We start from the raw sequence: 16,403 nt of genomic DNA, 5'->3' as shown, positions 1-16,403 counted from the left end.
ACGGTCACTGCCCCCGGTGGCGGCGGACCATCCCGGCGGCCAGCGGCGCGGCGTCCAGGTCACCGGCGGCGAGCCGGGCGGCGAGGGTACGGCGGACCAGCCGGTCGGCCAGTGCGGGCGCGTGCCGACCGACGGCCATCTCCAGGCGTCCACGGGCGGTGGTCGCCACGTCCCGGGGCGCCCGGCGGGCGGTGGCGGCGCGCAGGATCGCCGCGACCACCCCCTCGACCGACTCGGGGCGGGACACGCCCCGCAGGGACAGGCCCGCCTCGGCGGTGCTGTCGTGGATGGGTGAGGCGACCATGCTCGGGTAGACGACGCTCACCCCGACGTGGCTGCCCACCTCGTGGCGCAGCGCGTCGGCGTAGGCGACCAGGGCCCGCTTGCTGACCCCGTACGCGGCGGCGAGAGGCAGGGGCAGCACCGCCATCCGGCTGGCCACGAAGATCACCCGTCCGTGGGCGGTGAGCAGCGGGGGCAGCGCCGCGGCGGTGGTCCGCCAGGCGGCGAGCAGGTTGACCTCCAGTTGCTGGCGGACCACCTCGTCGGGCGGCAACTCGGCGGGGGCGGGGCCACCCACCCCGGCGTTGTTGATCAGCAGGTCGAGCCCGCCTAGCTGGTCGACGGCGCCGCCCACCGCCGGTGCGACGGCGTCCGGGTCGGTCAGGTCGCAGCCGAGCACCGGCAGGTTGTCGTCGGGTCGCGCGTGCAGGTCGAGGCCCACCACCCGGGCGCCGGCGGCGGTCAGCGCGGCCCCGAGGTGTCGCCCGAAGGTGCCGCTGGCCCCGGTCACCAGCACCCGGCGACCACTCAGCGTCCGGCGGCTCACTGCCCCGCCCCGACCCGGCGCGTCCCGGCGGCCAGCTCCCGGGTCAGCTCGGCCAGGTAGACGTCGAAGTCCACGCGCATCGCCGGGCGGCGCTGACCCCAGCGGGCGGTCGCGGCCCGCAGCTCGGCGCGGCAGACGGCCCGCTGCCGGTCCTCGTCGGGCAGCGCGTAGCGGCCGGCGAGGTTCGCGGCGATCAGTTTGGCCTGCGCCTCCACCAGGGGAAACGCCGAACCGGTGGACTGCATCAGCCCGACGAAGCTCAGCCCGGGGGCGTCCGGGTGGAACACGTGCCGGTACAACGGCAGGGTGTCGGCGCCCCCGCCGAGCAGCGCCGGGTCGAGGAACGGGACGTCCACCCGGTAGCCGGTGCACCAGACGATCAGGTCGACGCTGTCGCTGCGACCGTCGGTGAACTCGACCCGGTCGCCGTCGAGGGCGGCGACCCCGGGCCGGGCTTCGACGTCACCGTGCGTCAGCCGCGACAGCAGCCCGTCGGAGAGCGTCGGGTGGTCCTGGAGGAAGCCGTGCGTCGGCGCGGGCAGCCCGTAGCGGGCCGGGCTGCCGACGGTGGCGGTGAGCATCGTCTGGCTGATGCGCTGGCGCAGCCGCCACGGCAACCGGCGGGCCAGCGCCCCGTTGAGGGTGTCCGAGGGGCGACCCAGCAGGTACTTCGGCACCACCCAGACACCCCGGCGCAACGACAGCAGGGTGCGGGTGGCGGCGTACGAGGCGTCCACGGCGATGTCCATCGCGGAGTTGCCGCCGCCGACGACGAGGACACGTCTGCCGGCCAACTGCTCCGGACCCCGGTAGTCGTGGCTGTGGATCTGCTCGGCCGTGCAGGTGCCGGGGTACGCGGGGTCGGGCAGTCGGGGCACCCGGTTGTGCCCGTTGGCGACGACCACGGCGTCGACGGTGACCTCGACCGGCCCGTCCGGCCCGCGAGCGGTCACCGTCCAGGTGCCGGCGGAGTCCCGGGTGACCTGCTCGACGGTGTGGCGCAGCCGGATGTCCTCGCCCAGCCCGAAACGGTCGGCGTAGTCGGCGAGGTAGCCGGCGACCCGGCGGTGGTCGGGATAGTCGGGCCAGTCGGTGGGCATCGGGTGGTCGGCGAACTGGGTGCGGCCCCGACTGGTGTTCAGGTGCAGCGTCCGGTACGCGGGCGAGTCGGGTGCCCCGTACACCCAGAGGCCGCCGACCTGGTCGGTGGTCTCGAAGCACACGGTGGGCACTGCCGCGTCGCGTAGCGCCTTGACGGCGGCAAGGCCGGCCGCGCCAGCGCCGATCACCGCGACCCTTGGTGGTGCCTGCATCGCTGCCCCCATTTAATCCAACGTCCGATGGATAATCTCCGGGTGGGGGCGGCCCGTCAAGGGGCCGGCGGTCCGTACAACCCGTCGAGCAGACGATGCACGAACGCCCGGAACTCGCGCCGCTCCCGAGCACCCGGCGCACCCGCGGCCAGCGCCACCACGTGCCCGTGCGTCGCCCACACCAGGCTCCGGACGGTGATGTGCGGGGTGGGTTCCGCCAGCGCGCCGGCCGCCGCGGCGGCGGTGAGCAGCTCCGCCACCAGCCGGTACAACGGTTCGGCGTAGCGCTGGTCGAGCTCGGCGTGCCGCTGCGGTTCCAACCAGCGACGCAACCACAGCGCGGTGGTCTCCGGGCGGTCCTCCAGGAAGTCGACGAACACGTCGACCAACTGGTGCAGCGCCCGCCGCGCCGCGTCCGGCCCCCCGTCGAGGGCGGCGCGGGCCTGCTCGGCGGCCTCGGTCAGCACCTCCCGCTCGGCGGCGAAGACCCGGGCGAAGCAGGCGTCGTAGAGCGCTGCCTTCGTACCCGTGTGGTGCGCGACCGTGGCGACGTCGACCCCGGCGGCGGCGGCGACCTCCCGCAACCCGACGGCGTCGAAGCCGCGTTCGGCGAACAGCGCTGTCGCGGCGGTGAGCACCACCTCGCGGGTCGGCCGGGTCTCGTCGCGTCGCGGGCGACCCGGACGGCGTCGGGGCATGGTCATGGCCGCCATTCTGCCCCTAGAATCCAGCAACCGTTGGATTGCGGAGAGGATGCGGCGATGACCGGGCTCGACCGGCGGCCCGTGGCCGCCACCGACACGGCACTGCCCCGCGGCCCCCTGGCGGGCTTCGCGGCCGGGTCGCTCGGCATGGGTGTCTGGGTGACAGTGCCCGGCCTGCTGCTGCTGTACTTCCTCACCGACGTGCTGGCCGTCGGGCCGTGGCTGGCCGGTCTCGCGCTGCTGCTGCCGAAGATCGCCGACGTGCTGCTGCACCCGTGGGTGGGGCACCGCGCCGACGTCGAGCAGACCCGACGCGGCGACCGGCGTCGCCTGCTGCTGGTCGGATGCGCGCTGCCGCTCGCGTTCGCGGCGCTCTTCGCGGTGCCCGGGGGCCTGACCGGCGCCCCGGCGGCCGCGTGGGTGGCGGTGTTCTTCATCGCCGGCAACCTGCTCTTCGCCGCCTACCAGGTCCCCTACCTGGCAACTCCGGCCGACCTGCGGATCGGCTACCACGAACGCACCCGGCTGATGGCGTTCCGGATGGTCGTGCTGACCCTGGGCATCCTGGTGTCCGGCCTGCTGGCCCCGCTGCTCACCGGCGGCGACGCCGCGACCCGCGACGGCTACCAGCGGATGGGTGTGGTCCTCGCCGTCGGGATGCTGGCGGCCATGCTGGTCGGTGTCGCCGGCATCGCCCGGCTGCGCGGGTCGGCGGCGGATCCCACCCCGGCGGGGCACGGCGGGTGGCCCGCGCTGCGCATCGCGCTGCGCGACCGGCAGTTCCGCTGGCTCGTCGCCGCGTACCTGGCGATGTCCACCACCACTCACCTGGTGCTCGCCGGCGTTCCCTACTACGCCGAGTACGAGCTGCGGGCCCCCGGCCTGACCACGGTCCTGGTGGCCGCGTTCGTGGCGCCGGCGCTGCTGGTCACCCCGGTCTGGCTGGTGGTGGCCCGCCGCGTCGGCAAGCAGCGGGCGCTGCTCGGCGCGCAGGGCGCGTTCGCCGCCGGGTCGTTGGTGCTGGCGGTGGGTCGACCGGCCGGGCTGCCGGTGCTGATCGGCGCGGTGGCGGTGCTCGGGGTGGCGTTCGCCGGCATGCAGCTGCTGCCGTTCTCGATGCTGCCCGACGTGATCCGCGCCGCCACCACCAACGCCGCGGCGGACGGGACCGCCACGGGGGCCGGCACCTACACCGGGGTGTGGACGGCCACCGAGGCCACCGGCGCCGCCCTCGGCCCGTACGCCTATGCCCTGTGCCTGGCCGTTGGTGGTTTCGTGGCCTCGACGGCCGGTGAGTCGCCGGTGCAGCCGGACGCGGCGCTCGCGGCGGTCCGCTACGGCTTCGGGTTGCTGCCGGCGGTGGCGATGCTCGCGGCCCTGCTGCTGCAACGCCGCTACACCCTGGACGCGACCGCCCGGACGACGACGTGAACGGCCGGCACTAGACTTCGCCCTCGATGGACGCCCAGCCCAGCACCACCGAAACCCGCCCGTGCGCCCACTGTGGAGCGCCGGTGCCGCAGCGTGTCGGCGCGGGCCGGCCGTTTCGCTACTGCCGGGACAACGACGGCGCCTGCCAGCGCGCCTCCCGCAACAGCCGGATGCGGCACCGCAACGCCCCCGGCCTGCCCGGGCAGGTGGCCCGCACCTGGGAGGCGGTGGACCGCCTCGACCAGATCGTCGAGACGTTGACCGAGTCGCTGCACGCCGAGTTGTCCCCGGTGGGTGTGCAGCGGCAGGTCGCCCAGGTTCGCGCGGAGGCCGCCACCGAGGTCGCGGCGGCGCAGACCGAACGCGACGAGGCCCGCGACGACGCCGAGAACGCGGCGGCCGACGCGTCGCGCGCCCGCGAGCAGGCCCGGGCGGCTCTCGCCGAGGCCGACGACGCCCGGCAGCGCGCCGAGCAGGCGCACCGGCAGGCCACGGCAGCCGACGAGCGGGCACAGCGCGCCGAGGCCGCCCGCGATCAGGCGCGCCACGACGTCAGCGCCGCCGAGGCGTTGCGCGCCCAGGCTGAACGCGACCGGGACCAGGCCCGCGCCGAGGTGCGCGACCTGCGGGCGCAGCGCGACGCCGAGCGGCAGCGGGTGGCCGACCTGAGCGTGGAACGCGACGCGGTGCGCGCCGACGCCGAGCGGGCCACCCGGGCCGCCGCCGAGGCCACCGAGCGGGCCGGGCGGTGGCAGGCAGAGGTGCAGGACGTGCGGCGCCAGATCGAGCAGGCCCGCGCCGACGCCGCGCGGACCCGGGCCGAGGCCGCCGACGCCGCCCGCGCCCGGGAGCAGGCCGACCGGGCCCGCGACCGCGCGCAGGTCGCGGCCGTGCAGGCCGACGACGCCCGGCAGGAGGCCGCGGAACTCGCGGCGCGGCTGCGCGCGGAGCTGGCGGCCACCGCCGCCCAGCGGGACACGCTGACCGCCGAGCTGACCGCGGCCCGGCAGGCCGCGGCGACCGCCGAGGGCCGCCTCACCGCCCTGACGGTACGACTCGACGCCGCCGAGACCGACCGGGACCTGGCCCAGCGGCGGGTGGCGCAGCTCGGCGACCAGGTCAGCGACCTGGCGTTGGCCCTGGCTCGCCTCGGCGCTGCCACTCCCGGCGACGCCACCCGATGATCGTCGCGCAACCTTCGCTACGCTTCGGCGGTTAACATCCCCGGTGGCAGCGGACACACAGCCCGTTGCGACCCGCCTGGTGATCACCTCACCGGGTGATCGTCCCGGCCGGCTACCCTTGGTCCCGGCCCACACGTGGACGCCTCACGCCCTCGGGCGGGAATGGCTCGACGGGCACACACCGTTACACCCAGAAGACCAGCACCACGAACGAGGGGAAGTCGATCATGGGCGAGCGTATGCTGCGCGGAAGCCGCCTTGGCGCGGTGAGCTACGAATCCGACCGCAACACGGAGCTCGCGCCGCGTCAGACCCGCGAGTACCTGTGCGCCAAGGGCCACCAGTTCGAGGTGCCGTTCGCCGTCGACGCCGAGGTCCCGACGACCTGGGAGTGCAAGTTCGACGGCAGCGTCGCCCGACTCGTCGACGGCAACGAGCCGGAGCAGAAGAAGGCCAAGCCCCCGCGTACCCACTGGGACATGCTTCTGGAGCGGCGTTCGATCGCCGAGCTGGAGGACATCCTCGAGGAGCGCCTGCAGGAGGTTCGGACCCGCCGCGGCCGCGCTTGAGCCGCACGACGAACAACGACGGCGCCCCCGGGTTCTCCCGGGGGCGCCGTCGTTGTCTGCACGCGTGGTCTCAGTGGCGGCCGGGCTCGACGATCTCTCCCTCGATGGCCCGCCCGCCGTCGACCACCACCGGTTGCTCCGGCTGCGGGGTCGGCTGCGGTGCACCCTGACGCACCCGCACCGTACGCGGGCCGAACAGGTCACCGGCGACCATCGACGACACCCGCCGCTCGGTGGCACGGCGCACTCCGGCGCGGGCCAGTCGACGCACCGGCGGCACCAGCAGCAGCAACCCGATCAGGCCGCTGACCAGGCCGGGCACCGCCAGCAGCAACGCGCCGGCCAACCCGACGAGCCCGTCGGTCACCTGCCCACCCGGTGGCTGTCCGGCCGCCGCGGCGGAGCGGAAACCACGCCAGGCGCGCATCCCCTCGCGGCGCAGCAGCACCAGCCCCAGCAGGGACGCGGCGAACACCAGCAGCACGGCCACGCCGAACCCCAGCGCCCGCCCCACACCGACGAACACCGCCAGCTCCACCACCACCGCCAGCAACAGGGCCAACGGCACGAACCTCAGTCCTCGGCGCATCTCACCTCATCGCCATTCCCGCAGGCACCACGGACGTGTCCCGCCCATCCAGCATGACACGAACCCGCTCACGGCCATCGGGCCTGACCGGTGGCGGTGCCGTGCAGACCTCGGCGTACCGCCTGGCGGCGGTCCTGCACACCCCAGGCGGTGATCCGCCACAGCGCCTCGGCCACGATCTTCGGGCTCATCTTGCTGTCGCCGTGTTCCCGTTCGGCGAACGTGATCGGCACCTCCACGATCCGCACCCCGGCCTGGTGCGCCAGCCGGGACAGCTCCACCTGGAACGAGTAGCCCTGGGAGGTCACCGACTCCAGGTCGATGGCGTCCAACGCGCTGATCCGGTACACCCGGTAGCCGCCGGTGGCGTCCGAGACGGGCATGCCCAGCGCGAGGCGCGCGTACAGGTTGCCGCAGCGCGACAGCATCAGCCGCCGCAGCGGCCAGTTGAGCACCCGCGCGCCGCTGGTCCACCGCGACCCGATCACCACGTCGGCGTCGCGGGCGGCGGCCAGCAGCGCCGGCAGGTCCTCCGGGGCGTGTGAGCCGTCGGCGTCCATCTCCACGACCGCCTGGTAGCCGCGCTCCCGCGCCCAACCGAACCCGGCCAGGTACGCCGCGCCGAGGCCCTGCTTGCCGTGGCGGTGCAGCACCTGCACGTGCGCGTCGCCGTCGGCGAGGGCGTCGGCGATCGCGCCGGTGCCGTCGGGGCTGTTGTCGTCGGCGATGAGGATCTGCACCGCCGGGGCGGCGCGCCGGACCCGGCCCACGATCGCGGCGATGTTGTCGGCCTCGTTGTAGGTGGGGATCACCACCAACACCCGGCCCACACCGGGCACCTCGTCCGGGCGTCGGATCGTATCGGTCGCCTGGATCACGGTTCCTCCGCTCCCGCCGGCGTACCGGCTGTTGCTATCCGGACATGACCCGCTGTCGGCGGCGCAGCACCGCCGCGCCGATGAGGGCCGCCGCGGCCAGCGCGGCGAGCGCCACCTCCGGCCACCAGCCGAGGCGGGTGGCGAGGGTACGACCGTCGTCGAGTCGCACCTGCCGCACCACGACCTCCCGGGTGTTGAACCCGGTGGCATCGCTTACCCGCCCGTCGGGTGCGACGAACCCGGACACGCCGACCGTGGAGGCCATCAACGCCGGCCGGCCGTGTTCCACCGCCCGCAGCCGCACCATGGCCATCTGCTGGCGGGCCTCGGCCACGTTGAAGGTGGCGTTGTTGGTCTGCACCACCAGCAGCTGCGCGCCACCGGTGACGGTGTCACGGACCACCTCGTCGTAGGCGACCTCGAAGCAGATCACGTCACCGAGCACGGCCGGGCCGGCGCGTACCACGCCCGGGGTGCTTCCGGGCACGAAGTCGCTGCGGATCAGGTCGACCTGCTTGCTGACCATCCGGGCCACGTCGCGCAGCGGCACGTACTCGGCGAACGGCACGGGGTGGCGCTTGGTGTACAGCTGGTCCAGGTCCGCGCCGGTGCCGGGGCGCCACAGGATGCCCGCGTTGCGGACCTGCCCGACGCCGGGGCCCAGCAGCACCGCACCGACGAGGATCGGCGCGCCGATGGTGTCGGCCGCCTGGGAGATCCGCGCGCCGGCGGTGGGGTTGCGCAGCGGGTCGATGTCGCTGGAGTTCTCCGGCCACACCACCAGGTCGGGTTGGCGCTCCTGCCCGGCGGAGACCCGCGCGGCCAGCTCGATGGTGGCGTCGACGTGGTTGTTGAGCACCGCCTGCCGTTGGGCGTTGAAGTCCAGACCCAGGCGCGGCACGTTGCCCTGCACGATCGCCACGGTGGTGGTGCCGCCCGACCCGGCGGTGGCGACCGGCACGAGCAGGCCCCCGGCGGTCAGCGCGACCGCCACGGCGGCCGGTACGGCCACGGGCGCCCACCGCCGCGCCGAGGTGACCCCCTGCGCGCCGTCGGCGTCCTGGGAGCCCTCAGGGGGCGATGTGCGGGCGGCGGCCCAGCCGCGCCAGGCGGCGGTGACGAGCAACCCGCCGACGAGCGCCACCGCGAAGGTCACCAGCGGCGCGCCGCCCAACGCGGCCAGGCGCAGCAGCGGTGAGGTGTCCTGGCTGAACGCCAACCGCCCCCAGGGGAACCCACCGAACGGGGTGCGGTCCCGCAGCGCCTCCTGCCCCACCCACAGCAGCCCGGTCAGCACCGGCCACGCCCAGCGGACGCGGTCGGCCAGCGGCGACACCCAGGCGGTGGCCGCGCCCAGCAGGGCCAGGTAGCCGGCCTGCAGCAACGACAGCAGCACCCACGGCAGGTAGCCGGTGTGCAGGTTCGTCCAGGCCAGCAGTGGGGCGAAGAGCGCCACGCCGGTGAGGAAGCCCAGGCCGGCGCCCGCGCGCAACCGCCGTCGGTGCGCGGCGGCGGCCAGCAACGCCACCCCGACCGGCGCGAGGGGCCACACCCCGTACGGGGGGAACGCCACCAGCAGTGCCAGCCCGGCGGCCACGGCCAAGGGCACGGCGAACCGCAGCGGCAGCGGCCCACCGGTCACGACCGGCTGACTCGGCGCCGCCGGGCTGTGGGTTTCGTCCCGGTCCAGAATCGTCACCGCTTCACCTCGATCACGGGGCGAAGGCTACCTGGCCGGCGGCCGGAGCAGCCGCATCGGGCCGTTGGGCACGAACCGCCCGACGGACATGAAATCGGGGCGCGGCTCACGCCGCGCCCCGATGCTCCCAGGCCCTTCCCGGCCGGTGTGGCGAGGATGGGGTACGACGACCTTCGGACCGACCGGACGCGGACTGGCTGCCCCCGCCGGGCCGTTGTCTACTGGCCGTGCACCTCACCCTGCCCGTACACCGGTAACCGCGGCCGGTTCGCGCCGCCCCGCCGACCCCCGCCCGCTGGACCTGGCCGCCGCGACGATGACGCTCAAAAATGTCGCTCGGCCAGCGGACGAAGGGACGAAGCGAACAACAGCCGCTTCCCGTGGTAGGACTCAAAGACGGTACGTGCCGACCCCCGTCCGTTGTCAACCCACCCCCGGCCTGTCGTGTGTTGCGCCACGGCGTGTCGGGTCGGCGAGTCTCAATGCGTCCGCAGATGGTGACGCAGCAGCGCCCCCGCCGCGGCCCGGTGTTCCTCGGCGAGCAGCCCTCCTGCGGCCAGCACGTAGTCGGCGTCGATGACGGCGGAGGCTGCCCGCGGCAACGCCCACCCGCCGGCGTGGTCGGCCAGGACGGCCGCCAGCACCTGCGCGGACGCCTGCGCCGGCGCGTGCCGCAGCACCCCACCGGACCCCACCACCAACCGCACGTCACGCAGGTCCCGCCCGGCCCGCTCGCCGGTGGCGGCGCCCCGCGCGTGGCGCCGCAACGCCACCGTCGCCGCGAGGGTGGCGATCCGCCGGTCCACGGCCCGCTCGACGTCGTCGCCGGCGAGGAACGCCGGGTCGGCCGCCCGGCGGGCCGCCGCGTCCGTCAGGTCCTCGGACTCGTCCGGGGTGAGCAGCCGCTCCTCGACGGCGGCGCGCAGCACCCCGGGGGCGCTCCACCGCATGCCCAGGTCGCCCTCCACCGTGCGGGCCCGCCAGAGGCTGCCGGCGACCTCCCGCGCGGGGCCGGTGGCCCGCTCGTCGGGGGTGAGCACCGAGTACACGTCGGTGGTGGCCCCACCCACGTCGACGACGGCGAGGTCACCGCCGATGGTGTCGGCGAGCACCTCCACACCGGTGAGGACCGCGTCGGGGGTGGCCGCGCGGACCAGCCGCGCGAACCGGGTGCCCCTCGACAGTCGTTTCCCCCCGATGACGTGGCGCAGGAACACCGCGCGGATCGCCGCCCGCGCCGACGCCGGGGCGAGCACCCCGATGCGCGGCAGGACGTTCTCGGCGCCCGTCACCGGCACCCCGGCGGCCTCCAGCAGCCCGGTCAGCTGCGCGCGGACGTCGGCGTTGCCCGCGTACACCACCGGCACCCGCCACCGGGAACGGGCCAGGCGGGTCGCGTTGTGGGTGATGGTCTCGGCGTCACCGCCGTCGGTGCCGCCGACCAGCAGCACCACGTCGCATCGGGCCGCCCGCAACGCCGCCAGGTCCGCAGCGCCCAGCCGACCGGCGGCCACGTGCACCACGTGCGCCCCGGCGGACAACCCGACCCGCCGGCCCGCCTGCGCGGTGACCAGCGGCTCGTAACCGATCACGGCCAGCCTCAGCCCACCGCCGGCCGACGAGCAGACGTACCACGGCACGTCGCGCACCCCGAGCCCGGCGGTGGCGGCCGCGACCGCGGCGTCCAGGCCGTGCAACACGTCGGTGCCCACCGTGGTCGGCGCCGCCGCCGCTCCCACCAGCACACCGGCGGCCAGGTCCACCACGGCCACCTTGGTGTACGTGGACCCGACGTCCCCGCAGACCGCCAGGGTCACGACGCCGCGGGAACGACCACGGTGCCGGTCGCGGTGACCGCCACGATCGGCGGGTCGAGGACCTCGGCGGCGGACTCGGAGCGCTCCGGGCGGCCCCGGCACACCACGGCGCAGGACAGCTCCAGGGTGCGGCTGCGGGTGCCCACCCGCGACACCTGGGCGGTGACCTCCACCACGTCACCGGCGCGGATCGGCGCGGTGAACCGCACATCGGAGTACCCGGCGAACAGGCCCTCGTCGCCGTCGGTGCGGATGCACACCTCCGTGGCGACGTCGCCGAACAGCGCGAGGGCGTACGCCCCGTCGACGAGGTTGCCGGCGTAGTGGGCGTGCGAGTACGGCACGTACCGCCGGTGCGTCACGGTCAACCCGAGCCTTGCGTCGGTCATGCCATCGCCTTCCGTTGCGTGATCAGGGCGTGCACGAGGTAGCTGGCCACCTCGCCGGGAGTGGTGCCGCGACCGAAGATGCGGTCCACGCCCAACTCGTCGGTCATCGTCTCGTCGAACCGGGGGCCGCCGACGATCAGCAGTGGCCGCCGCCCGGCGGGCATCGCCTCCCGGAACGCGGCGGACATCTCCCGGGTGTTGTGCAGGTGCGCGTCGCGTTGGGTGACCACCTGCGACACGAGGACCGCGTCGGCCTTCTCCGCCCGGGCTGTCTCCACCAGCTCCGGCACGCTGACCTGCGCGCCCATGTTGGTGACCTTCAACTCCCGGTAGTACTCCAGGCCCTTCTCCCCCGCGATGCCCTTGACGTTGAGGATCGCGTCGATGCCCACGGTGTGCGCATCGGTGCCGATGCACGCCCCGACCACGGACAGCTTGCGCCGCAACCGTTGCTTGATCACCGTGTTGACGTCCTTCGCCGACAGCAGCGCGAAGTCGCGTTCCACCACCTGCACCGCGTTGAGGTCGACCAGGTGGTTGACCCGCCCGTAGACCACGAAGAACGTGAATTCGTCGCCCATCGGCTTGGCGTGCACGACCATCGCCGGGTCGATGCCCATCCGGTTGGCCAACTGCACCGCCGCGCCCTCGGCCCGCTTGTCGTGGCTCACCGGCAGGGTGAACGACACCTGCACCATCCCGTCGCCGGTGGTGTCCCCGTACGGCCGCACGATCTTCTTCGCGGCGTCGGCGGCGCTCATGCCGCGTCCCCTTCCAGGATGTCGGTGGCCGGGTTGCAGTAGTCCGCCTCGTGCGCGGCGACCCCGGCGAGGCCCTTGCCCCGGTCCGCGGGCCGCTTCATGATCCCGAACGTGCCCTCGGCGATGGCGGTGAGCAGCGTCTGCTCCCCGATGCGCTCCAGCAGGTCCAGGGCCTCACCGAGGACCTGGTTGGCGCGGCGGCGGATGAACCCGCCGGGCGCCGGCACGAAGTCCTCGTGCAGCCCACCGGCCGCGCCCAGCACGTACCGCACGTTCTGCAACGCGATGTCCCGGTCGGACAACCACGGCGTCACCACCGCCTCGGTCATCATCCCCACCAGCAGGATGCCCTGACCGGTCAGCGCGCCCGCCAGGTTGAAGAACCCGTCGAGCAGGTTGCCCCGGAACACGTCACCGGTCATGTGCTTCGTCGGCGGCATCCACTTCAGCGGCGCGTCGGGGAACAACTCCCGGGCCAGCAGGGCGTGCGCCAACTCCAGGCGGAACGACTCCGGAACCTCGGGGTTGATCTCGAACGCGTGCCCCAGCCCCAACTGCCAGTCCGCCAACCCCGCCTCGTGCGCGAAGAACTCGTTGAGCAGCTGCGACACCGTCACCGTGTGCGCCTCGTCCACGGCGTCCGCGGTGGTCAGGTAGTTGTCCTCACCGGTGTTGATGATGATCCCGGCGCGGGCGTGCACCTGCCGGGAGAACCGCTGGTCGACGAACGTGCGCACCGGGTTGATGTCGCGGAACAGGATCCCGTACATCGAGTCGTTGAGCATCATGTCGAGCCGTTCCAGGCCCGCCAGGGTCGCCATCTCCGGCATGCACAACCCGGACGCGTAGTTGGTCAACCGCACGTAGCGGCCCAACTCCTTCGACGACTCGTCCAACGCCGCGCGCATCAGCCGGAAGTTCTCCTGCGTGGCGTACGTGCCGGCGAAACCCTCCCGGGTCGCGCCCTCGGGCACGTAGTCCAGCAGCGACTGCCCGGTGGAGCGGATCACCGCGATCACGTCCGCGCCGGCCCGGGCGGCCGCCTGCGCCTGCGGGATGTCCTCGTAGATGTCGCCGGTCGCCACGATCAGGTAGATCCACGGCCGCTGCTTCGGGTCCCCGTGCCGCTTGATGAGCCGGTCCCGCTCGGCGCGCCGCCGGTCGATGCGCCGGACACCCGCCCCGACGGCCCTGCGCGCCGCCGACCGGGCCGCCGTCGCGGCCCGCCCGGTGGGCAGCGCGAAGCGCACCGACCCGGCCGCGGCCTTCTGCGCCAGCAACGTCACATCGGTGATGCCCTCGCGGGCCAGGGCGTCGAACACCGGCACCGCCACCCCGTGGCCCAACCCGACGTCCGCCACGACGGCGTCGACGAGCCGGTTCACCCACGGAATGCCGTCCGGGTCGGCGCCGCTCACCCCGGCCAGCCGCAGCACCGCCCGCTCCACCGACACCGTGGTGTGGCTGCGCGCCAGGTCCACCACCGGCTGCCCGGCCCGGCGCGCCAACTCCCGCGCCCGCGCCACCAGCACCGGATCAAGATCAAGCTTGCCGGTCACGCCGCCGCCCCCGCCACACCGCTCGTCCGCTCGTTCACGACGACCCTTCCTCATAGATGACCTCACCGCGCAGCACCAGCCGCCGGCACACCGGCAACGGCGTCGGGTCGTCCGGACCCCGCTCCTCCGGGTCCTCGGCGAGCAGCACCGGCAGGCCCCGCTCCACCCCCGCGGGCGTCGACCACACCGCGAACGTCGCCGGCGCACCCAACGCGAGGACCCCCTCGACGTCCAGGTGCACCGCCCGCCACCCACCACGGGTGTGCGCGGCGAACGCCGCCCGCACACTCATCCGCTGCGCCGGGTTGTGGTGCGCCGCCGCCGCCCGCACCGAACCCCACGGGTCCAGCGGCGTCACCGGCGAGTCCGACCCGAACGCCAACGCCACACCCACCGAGTGCATCGCACCCATCGGGTTGGACTCCAACGACCGGTCCAACCCCAGCCGCGCCTCGTACATCCGGCCCGCGCCACCCCACAGCCGGTCGAACGCCGGCTGCATGCTCGCCACGACCCCGTACTCCACGAACCGCGCGATCAACCGCTTGTTCATGATCTCCGCGTGCTCGATGCGGTGCCGGGCCGCCCGCAGCCGCTCCACACCCAGCGTCTGCGCCGCCGCGGCGAAACCGTCCAGGACGGTGCCGATCGCCGCGTCACCGATCGCGTGGAAACCGCCCTGCATGCCGTGCGCCGCGCAGTCCACCAGGTGGTCACGCACCTGCTCGGCCGTCAGGTACCCGTGCCCGCAGTCGTCACCGTCGCCGTACGGCTGCGACACGTGCGCCGTGCGCGAACCCAACGCCCCGTCGGCGAACAGGTCACCTCCGGCGCCCACCGCACCCAACTCTCGGGCACGGGCGGCGCCACCCAGCTCACCCCAGTACCCGTACACCTCCGGCAACCCCGCACCGGAGATGCCCAGCAGCCCGGTGAAGTCCTCCTCGTCGGAGATGTCCGGACCGCCGCACTCGTGCACCGCCGCGATCCCCAACGACGCCGCGTGCGACAGGGCCACCCGCTGCGCGGCGACCCGCTGCGCCCGGCTCACCGACGCCTGCGCCGCCGCCCGCACCACGTGGTGCGCGTCGCGCCGCAACCACCCCGACGCGTCGTACCCCGCCGCGTCGGCCGCCTGAGGGCACGCCGCCAGCAACGCCGACGACACCAACGCCGAGTGGATCGACGCCTGCGACAGGTACACCCGCCGACCCCCGGCCGCCCGGTCCAACGCCGCCGCGTCCGGCAACGTCGCATCCGACCAACCTGACTCGTCCCAGCCGTGGCCCAGCAGCACCGCGTCCGCCGGCAGGCCCGCCGCGAACCCGGCCACCGCGTCGAGCAACTGCGCCGCCGAGCGCACCCCGGACAACTCCAGCCCCGACAACGCCAACCCCGTGTCGGTGGCGTGCACGTGCGCGTCGACGAACGCCGGCGTCACCAACGCACCGTCCAGGTCCACCACCCGGTCGGCCGGCGGCGCGGCACCGTCGGTCCCCAACCAGGCAATCCGCCCACCGGACACCAGCAGCGCGGTGGCGCTCGGATCGGCGGGGCAGTGCAGCACGCCGCCGCGGTACAACGTCGAGGGGTTCGTCATGACCTCAGTCTGCCGCGACCCGCGCCGTGAACAGCTGACGCACCCCCGGCTCGGCCCGCAGCAGCCCCAACGCCAGCTCCGCGTGCCCCGGCACGTACCCGTTGCCCACCAGCATCGTCACGTCCGCTGCCAGCCCCTCCGCGCCCAACGCCGCCGCGGAGAAGCTCGTCGCCATCGAGAAGAAGATCACCGTGCCGCCGTCCGCGGTGGCCAGCACCGCGCCGTGCTCACACCCCGGCACGTCCACGCACACCACGGTGACGTCCGCCGGCGCCCCCAGGGCGGTGGTCACCGCCGTGGACAACCCCACCGGGTCCCGCGCGTCGGCCAACGCCACCACCGAGGCCAGGCCGGCGGCCGTCAGCGCGTCGCGCTCGGCCGCCACCGGCACCACCCCGACGGTACGCGCGGCGCCCACCCGCCGCGCCGCGGCGAGGGACAGCGACCCGCTCTTGCCCGCCCCACCGATCACCGCGACCCGCACCGGCGTCGGGTCACCGACGCGACGACGGTCCTCCACGTAGCGCGACACCACCCGCGCGGTCAGCGCGGGCGCCCCGCACACGTCCAGCACCGCCAGGGACAACTGCGGGTCCTCGTCGTCGGGCAGCACCGCGGCGATGGAACGGGCGAACAGGATCGCCCACCCGTCACAGGGCACCTGCTCGCTGCGTCCGTCCCACCGCGCCAGCCCGTCGGTCACCACCAGCGGCGTCAGCGTCAACGACACCAACGTCGCGACCCGCTCACCCACCTTCAGCCCCAGCGGGGAACGCCGGCCGGCCTCCTCGACCGTGCCGATCAACATCCCGCCGGAACCGGTCACCGGGTTCTGCATCTTGCCCCGGGTGGAGATGATCTCCAGCACCTCGGCGCGGACCGCATCGCCGTTGCCGCCGTGCTTCTCCGACAACTGCCGGAAGCTCGCCGCGTCCAGGTTCAGCCGCTGCACCCGGATCCGCACCTCGTTCGGCGCGATCGCCGCCGACGCGTCCAGGCGCCAGGCCGCCTGCGGCAGCACCCCCGCCGGTTGCACGACGCGGTGCAGTCCCACCGGTGACGTCACGCCGACCTCCCCTTG

The 16,403-nt window shown here is 74.4% G+C and carries 15 protein-coding genes; 3 read left to right on the top strand and 12 right to left on the bottom strand.

Annotated features, from left to right (window positions below):
* Positions 1–4: 4 nt before the first annotated feature.
* From HNR22_RS03625 to HNR22_RS03615, 3 genes are read right to left on the bottom strand one after another with little or no spacing between them, the layout of a single operon-like run.
* Positions 5–829, bottom strand: coding sequence for an SDR family NAD(P)-dependent oxidoreductase (locus tag HNR22_RS03625; protein WP_179779065.1), 825 nt, complete (start codon positions 827–829; stop codon positions 5–7).
* Positions 826–2,142, bottom strand: coding sequence for a flavin-containing monooxygenase (locus HNR22_RS03620; protein WP_246380654.1), 1,317 nt, complete (start codon positions 2,140–2,142; stop codon positions 826–828). Before HNR22_RS03620 ends, HNR22_RS03625 begins: the two co-directional genes overlap by 4 nt.
* A 56-nt stretch (positions 2,143–2,198) precedes the next feature.
* Positions 2,199–2,846: a TetR/AcrR family transcriptional regulator gene (locus HNR22_RS03615; protein WP_246380651.1), complete on the bottom strand. Its 648-nt coding sequence runs from the start codon at positions 2,844–2,846 to the stop codon at positions 2,199–2,201.
* A gap of 57 nt (positions 2,847–2,903) precedes the next feature.
* Here HNR22_RS03615 and HNR22_RS03610 point away from each other — a divergent pair, with 57 nt between their 5' ends.
* From HNR22_RS03610 to HNR22_RS03600, 3 genes are all read left to right on the top strand, one after another.
* Complete coding sequence (locus HNR22_RS03610; RefSeq protein WP_179779063.1) at positions 2,904–4,277, top strand: MFS transporter; 1,374 nt, start codon at positions 2,904–2,906, stop codon at positions 4,275–4,277.
* Between the two features lie 26 nt (positions 4,278–4,303).
* Complete coding sequence (locus HNR22_RS03605; RefSeq protein ID WP_179779062.1) at positions 4,304–5,461, top strand: coiled-coil domain-containing protein; 1,158 nt, start codon at positions 4,304–4,306, stop codon at positions 5,459–5,461.
* Between the two features lie 227 nt (positions 5,462–5,688).
* Positions 5,689–6,030 carry an RNA polymerase-binding protein RbpA gene (locus tag HNR22_RS03600; RefSeq protein ID WP_091398247.1) on the top strand — a complete coding sequence of 114 codons (342 nt, stop codon included), beginning with the start codon at positions 5,689–5,691 and terminating at the stop codon, positions 6,028–6,030.
* A 70-nt stretch (positions 6,031–6,100) separates the two neighbouring features.
* Here the strand turns inward: HNR22_RS03600 and HNR22_RS03595 are convergent, their stop codons facing one another.
* The 9 genes from HNR22_RS03595 to kdd form a co-directional block, all read right to left on the bottom strand.
* Positions 6,101–6,619: an FxsA family protein gene (locus HNR22_RS03595; protein ID WP_179779061.1), complete on the bottom strand. Its 519-nt coding sequence runs from the start codon at positions 6,617–6,619 to the stop codon at positions 6,101–6,103.
* Positions 6,620–6,687: 68 nt separating this feature from the next.
* Positions 6,688–7,497, bottom strand: coding sequence for a polyprenol monophosphomannose synthase (locus HNR22_RS03590; protein WP_343059664.1), 810 nt, complete (start codon positions 7,495–7,497; stop codon positions 6,688–6,690).
* A gap of 34 nt (positions 7,498–7,531) precedes the next feature.
* Positions 7,532–9,196, bottom strand: a complete 1,665-nt coding sequence (gene lnt, locus HNR22_RS03585) for an apolipoprotein N-acyltransferase (RefSeq protein WP_179779060.1) — start codon at positions 9,194–9,196, stop codon at positions 7,532–7,534.
* A 479-nt stretch (positions 9,197–9,675) separates the two neighbouring features.
* Positions 9,676–11,013 (bottom strand): glutamate mutase L, encoded by a 1,338-nt coding sequence (locus HNR22_RS03580; RefSeq protein WP_179779059.1) that lies wholly within the window; start codon positions 11,011–11,013, stop codon positions 9,676–9,678.
* The gene (gene kal, locus HNR22_RS03575; protein ID WP_179779058.1) at positions 11,010–11,402 is read right to left on the bottom strand and encodes a 3-aminobutyryl-CoA ammonia lyase; all 393 of its coding nucleotides are present in this window, start codon (positions 11,400–11,402) and stop codon (positions 11,010–11,012) included. The genes HNR22_RS03580 and kal overlap by 4 nt, the downstream gene beginning before the upstream one ends.
* Positions 11,399–12,163 carry a lysine 5,6-aminomutase subunit beta gene (gene kamE / locus HNR22_RS03570; RefSeq protein WP_088948159.1) on the bottom strand — a complete coding sequence of 255 codons (765 nt, stop codon included), beginning with the start codon at positions 12,161–12,163 and terminating at the stop codon, positions 11,399–11,401. The genes kal and kamE overlap by 4 nt, the downstream gene beginning before the upstream one ends.
* Positions 12,160–13,722, bottom strand: coding sequence for a lysine 5,6-aminomutase subunit alpha (kamD, locus tag HNR22_RS03565; protein ID WP_179779057.1), 1,563 nt, complete (start codon positions 13,720–13,722; stop codon positions 12,160–12,162). Before kamD ends, kamE begins: the two co-directional genes overlap by 4 nt.
* A 34-nt stretch (positions 13,723–13,756) precedes the next feature.
* Positions 13,757–15,322: an amidohydrolase gene (locus HNR22_RS03560; protein ID WP_179779056.1), complete on the bottom strand. Its 1,566-nt coding sequence runs from the start codon at positions 15,320–15,322 to the stop codon at positions 13,757–13,759.
* A gap of 4 nt (positions 15,323–15,326) precedes the next feature.
* The gene (gene kdd, locus HNR22_RS03555) at positions 15,327–16,388 is read right to left on the bottom strand and encodes an L-erythro-3,5-diaminohexanoate dehydrogenase (protein WP_099853450.1); all 1,062 of its coding nucleotides are present in this window, start codon (positions 16,386–16,388) and stop codon (positions 15,327–15,329) included.
* Positions 16,389–16,403: the final 15 nt, after the last annotated feature.

It is taken from the genome of Micromonospora jinlongensis, assembly GCF_013410645.1.
Taxonomy (GTDB): Bacteria; Actinomycetota; Actinomycetes; order Mycobacteriales; family Micromonosporaceae; genus Micromonospora; species Micromonospora zamorensis.
This window is presented reverse-complemented; position numbering and strand designations above follow the sequence as displayed.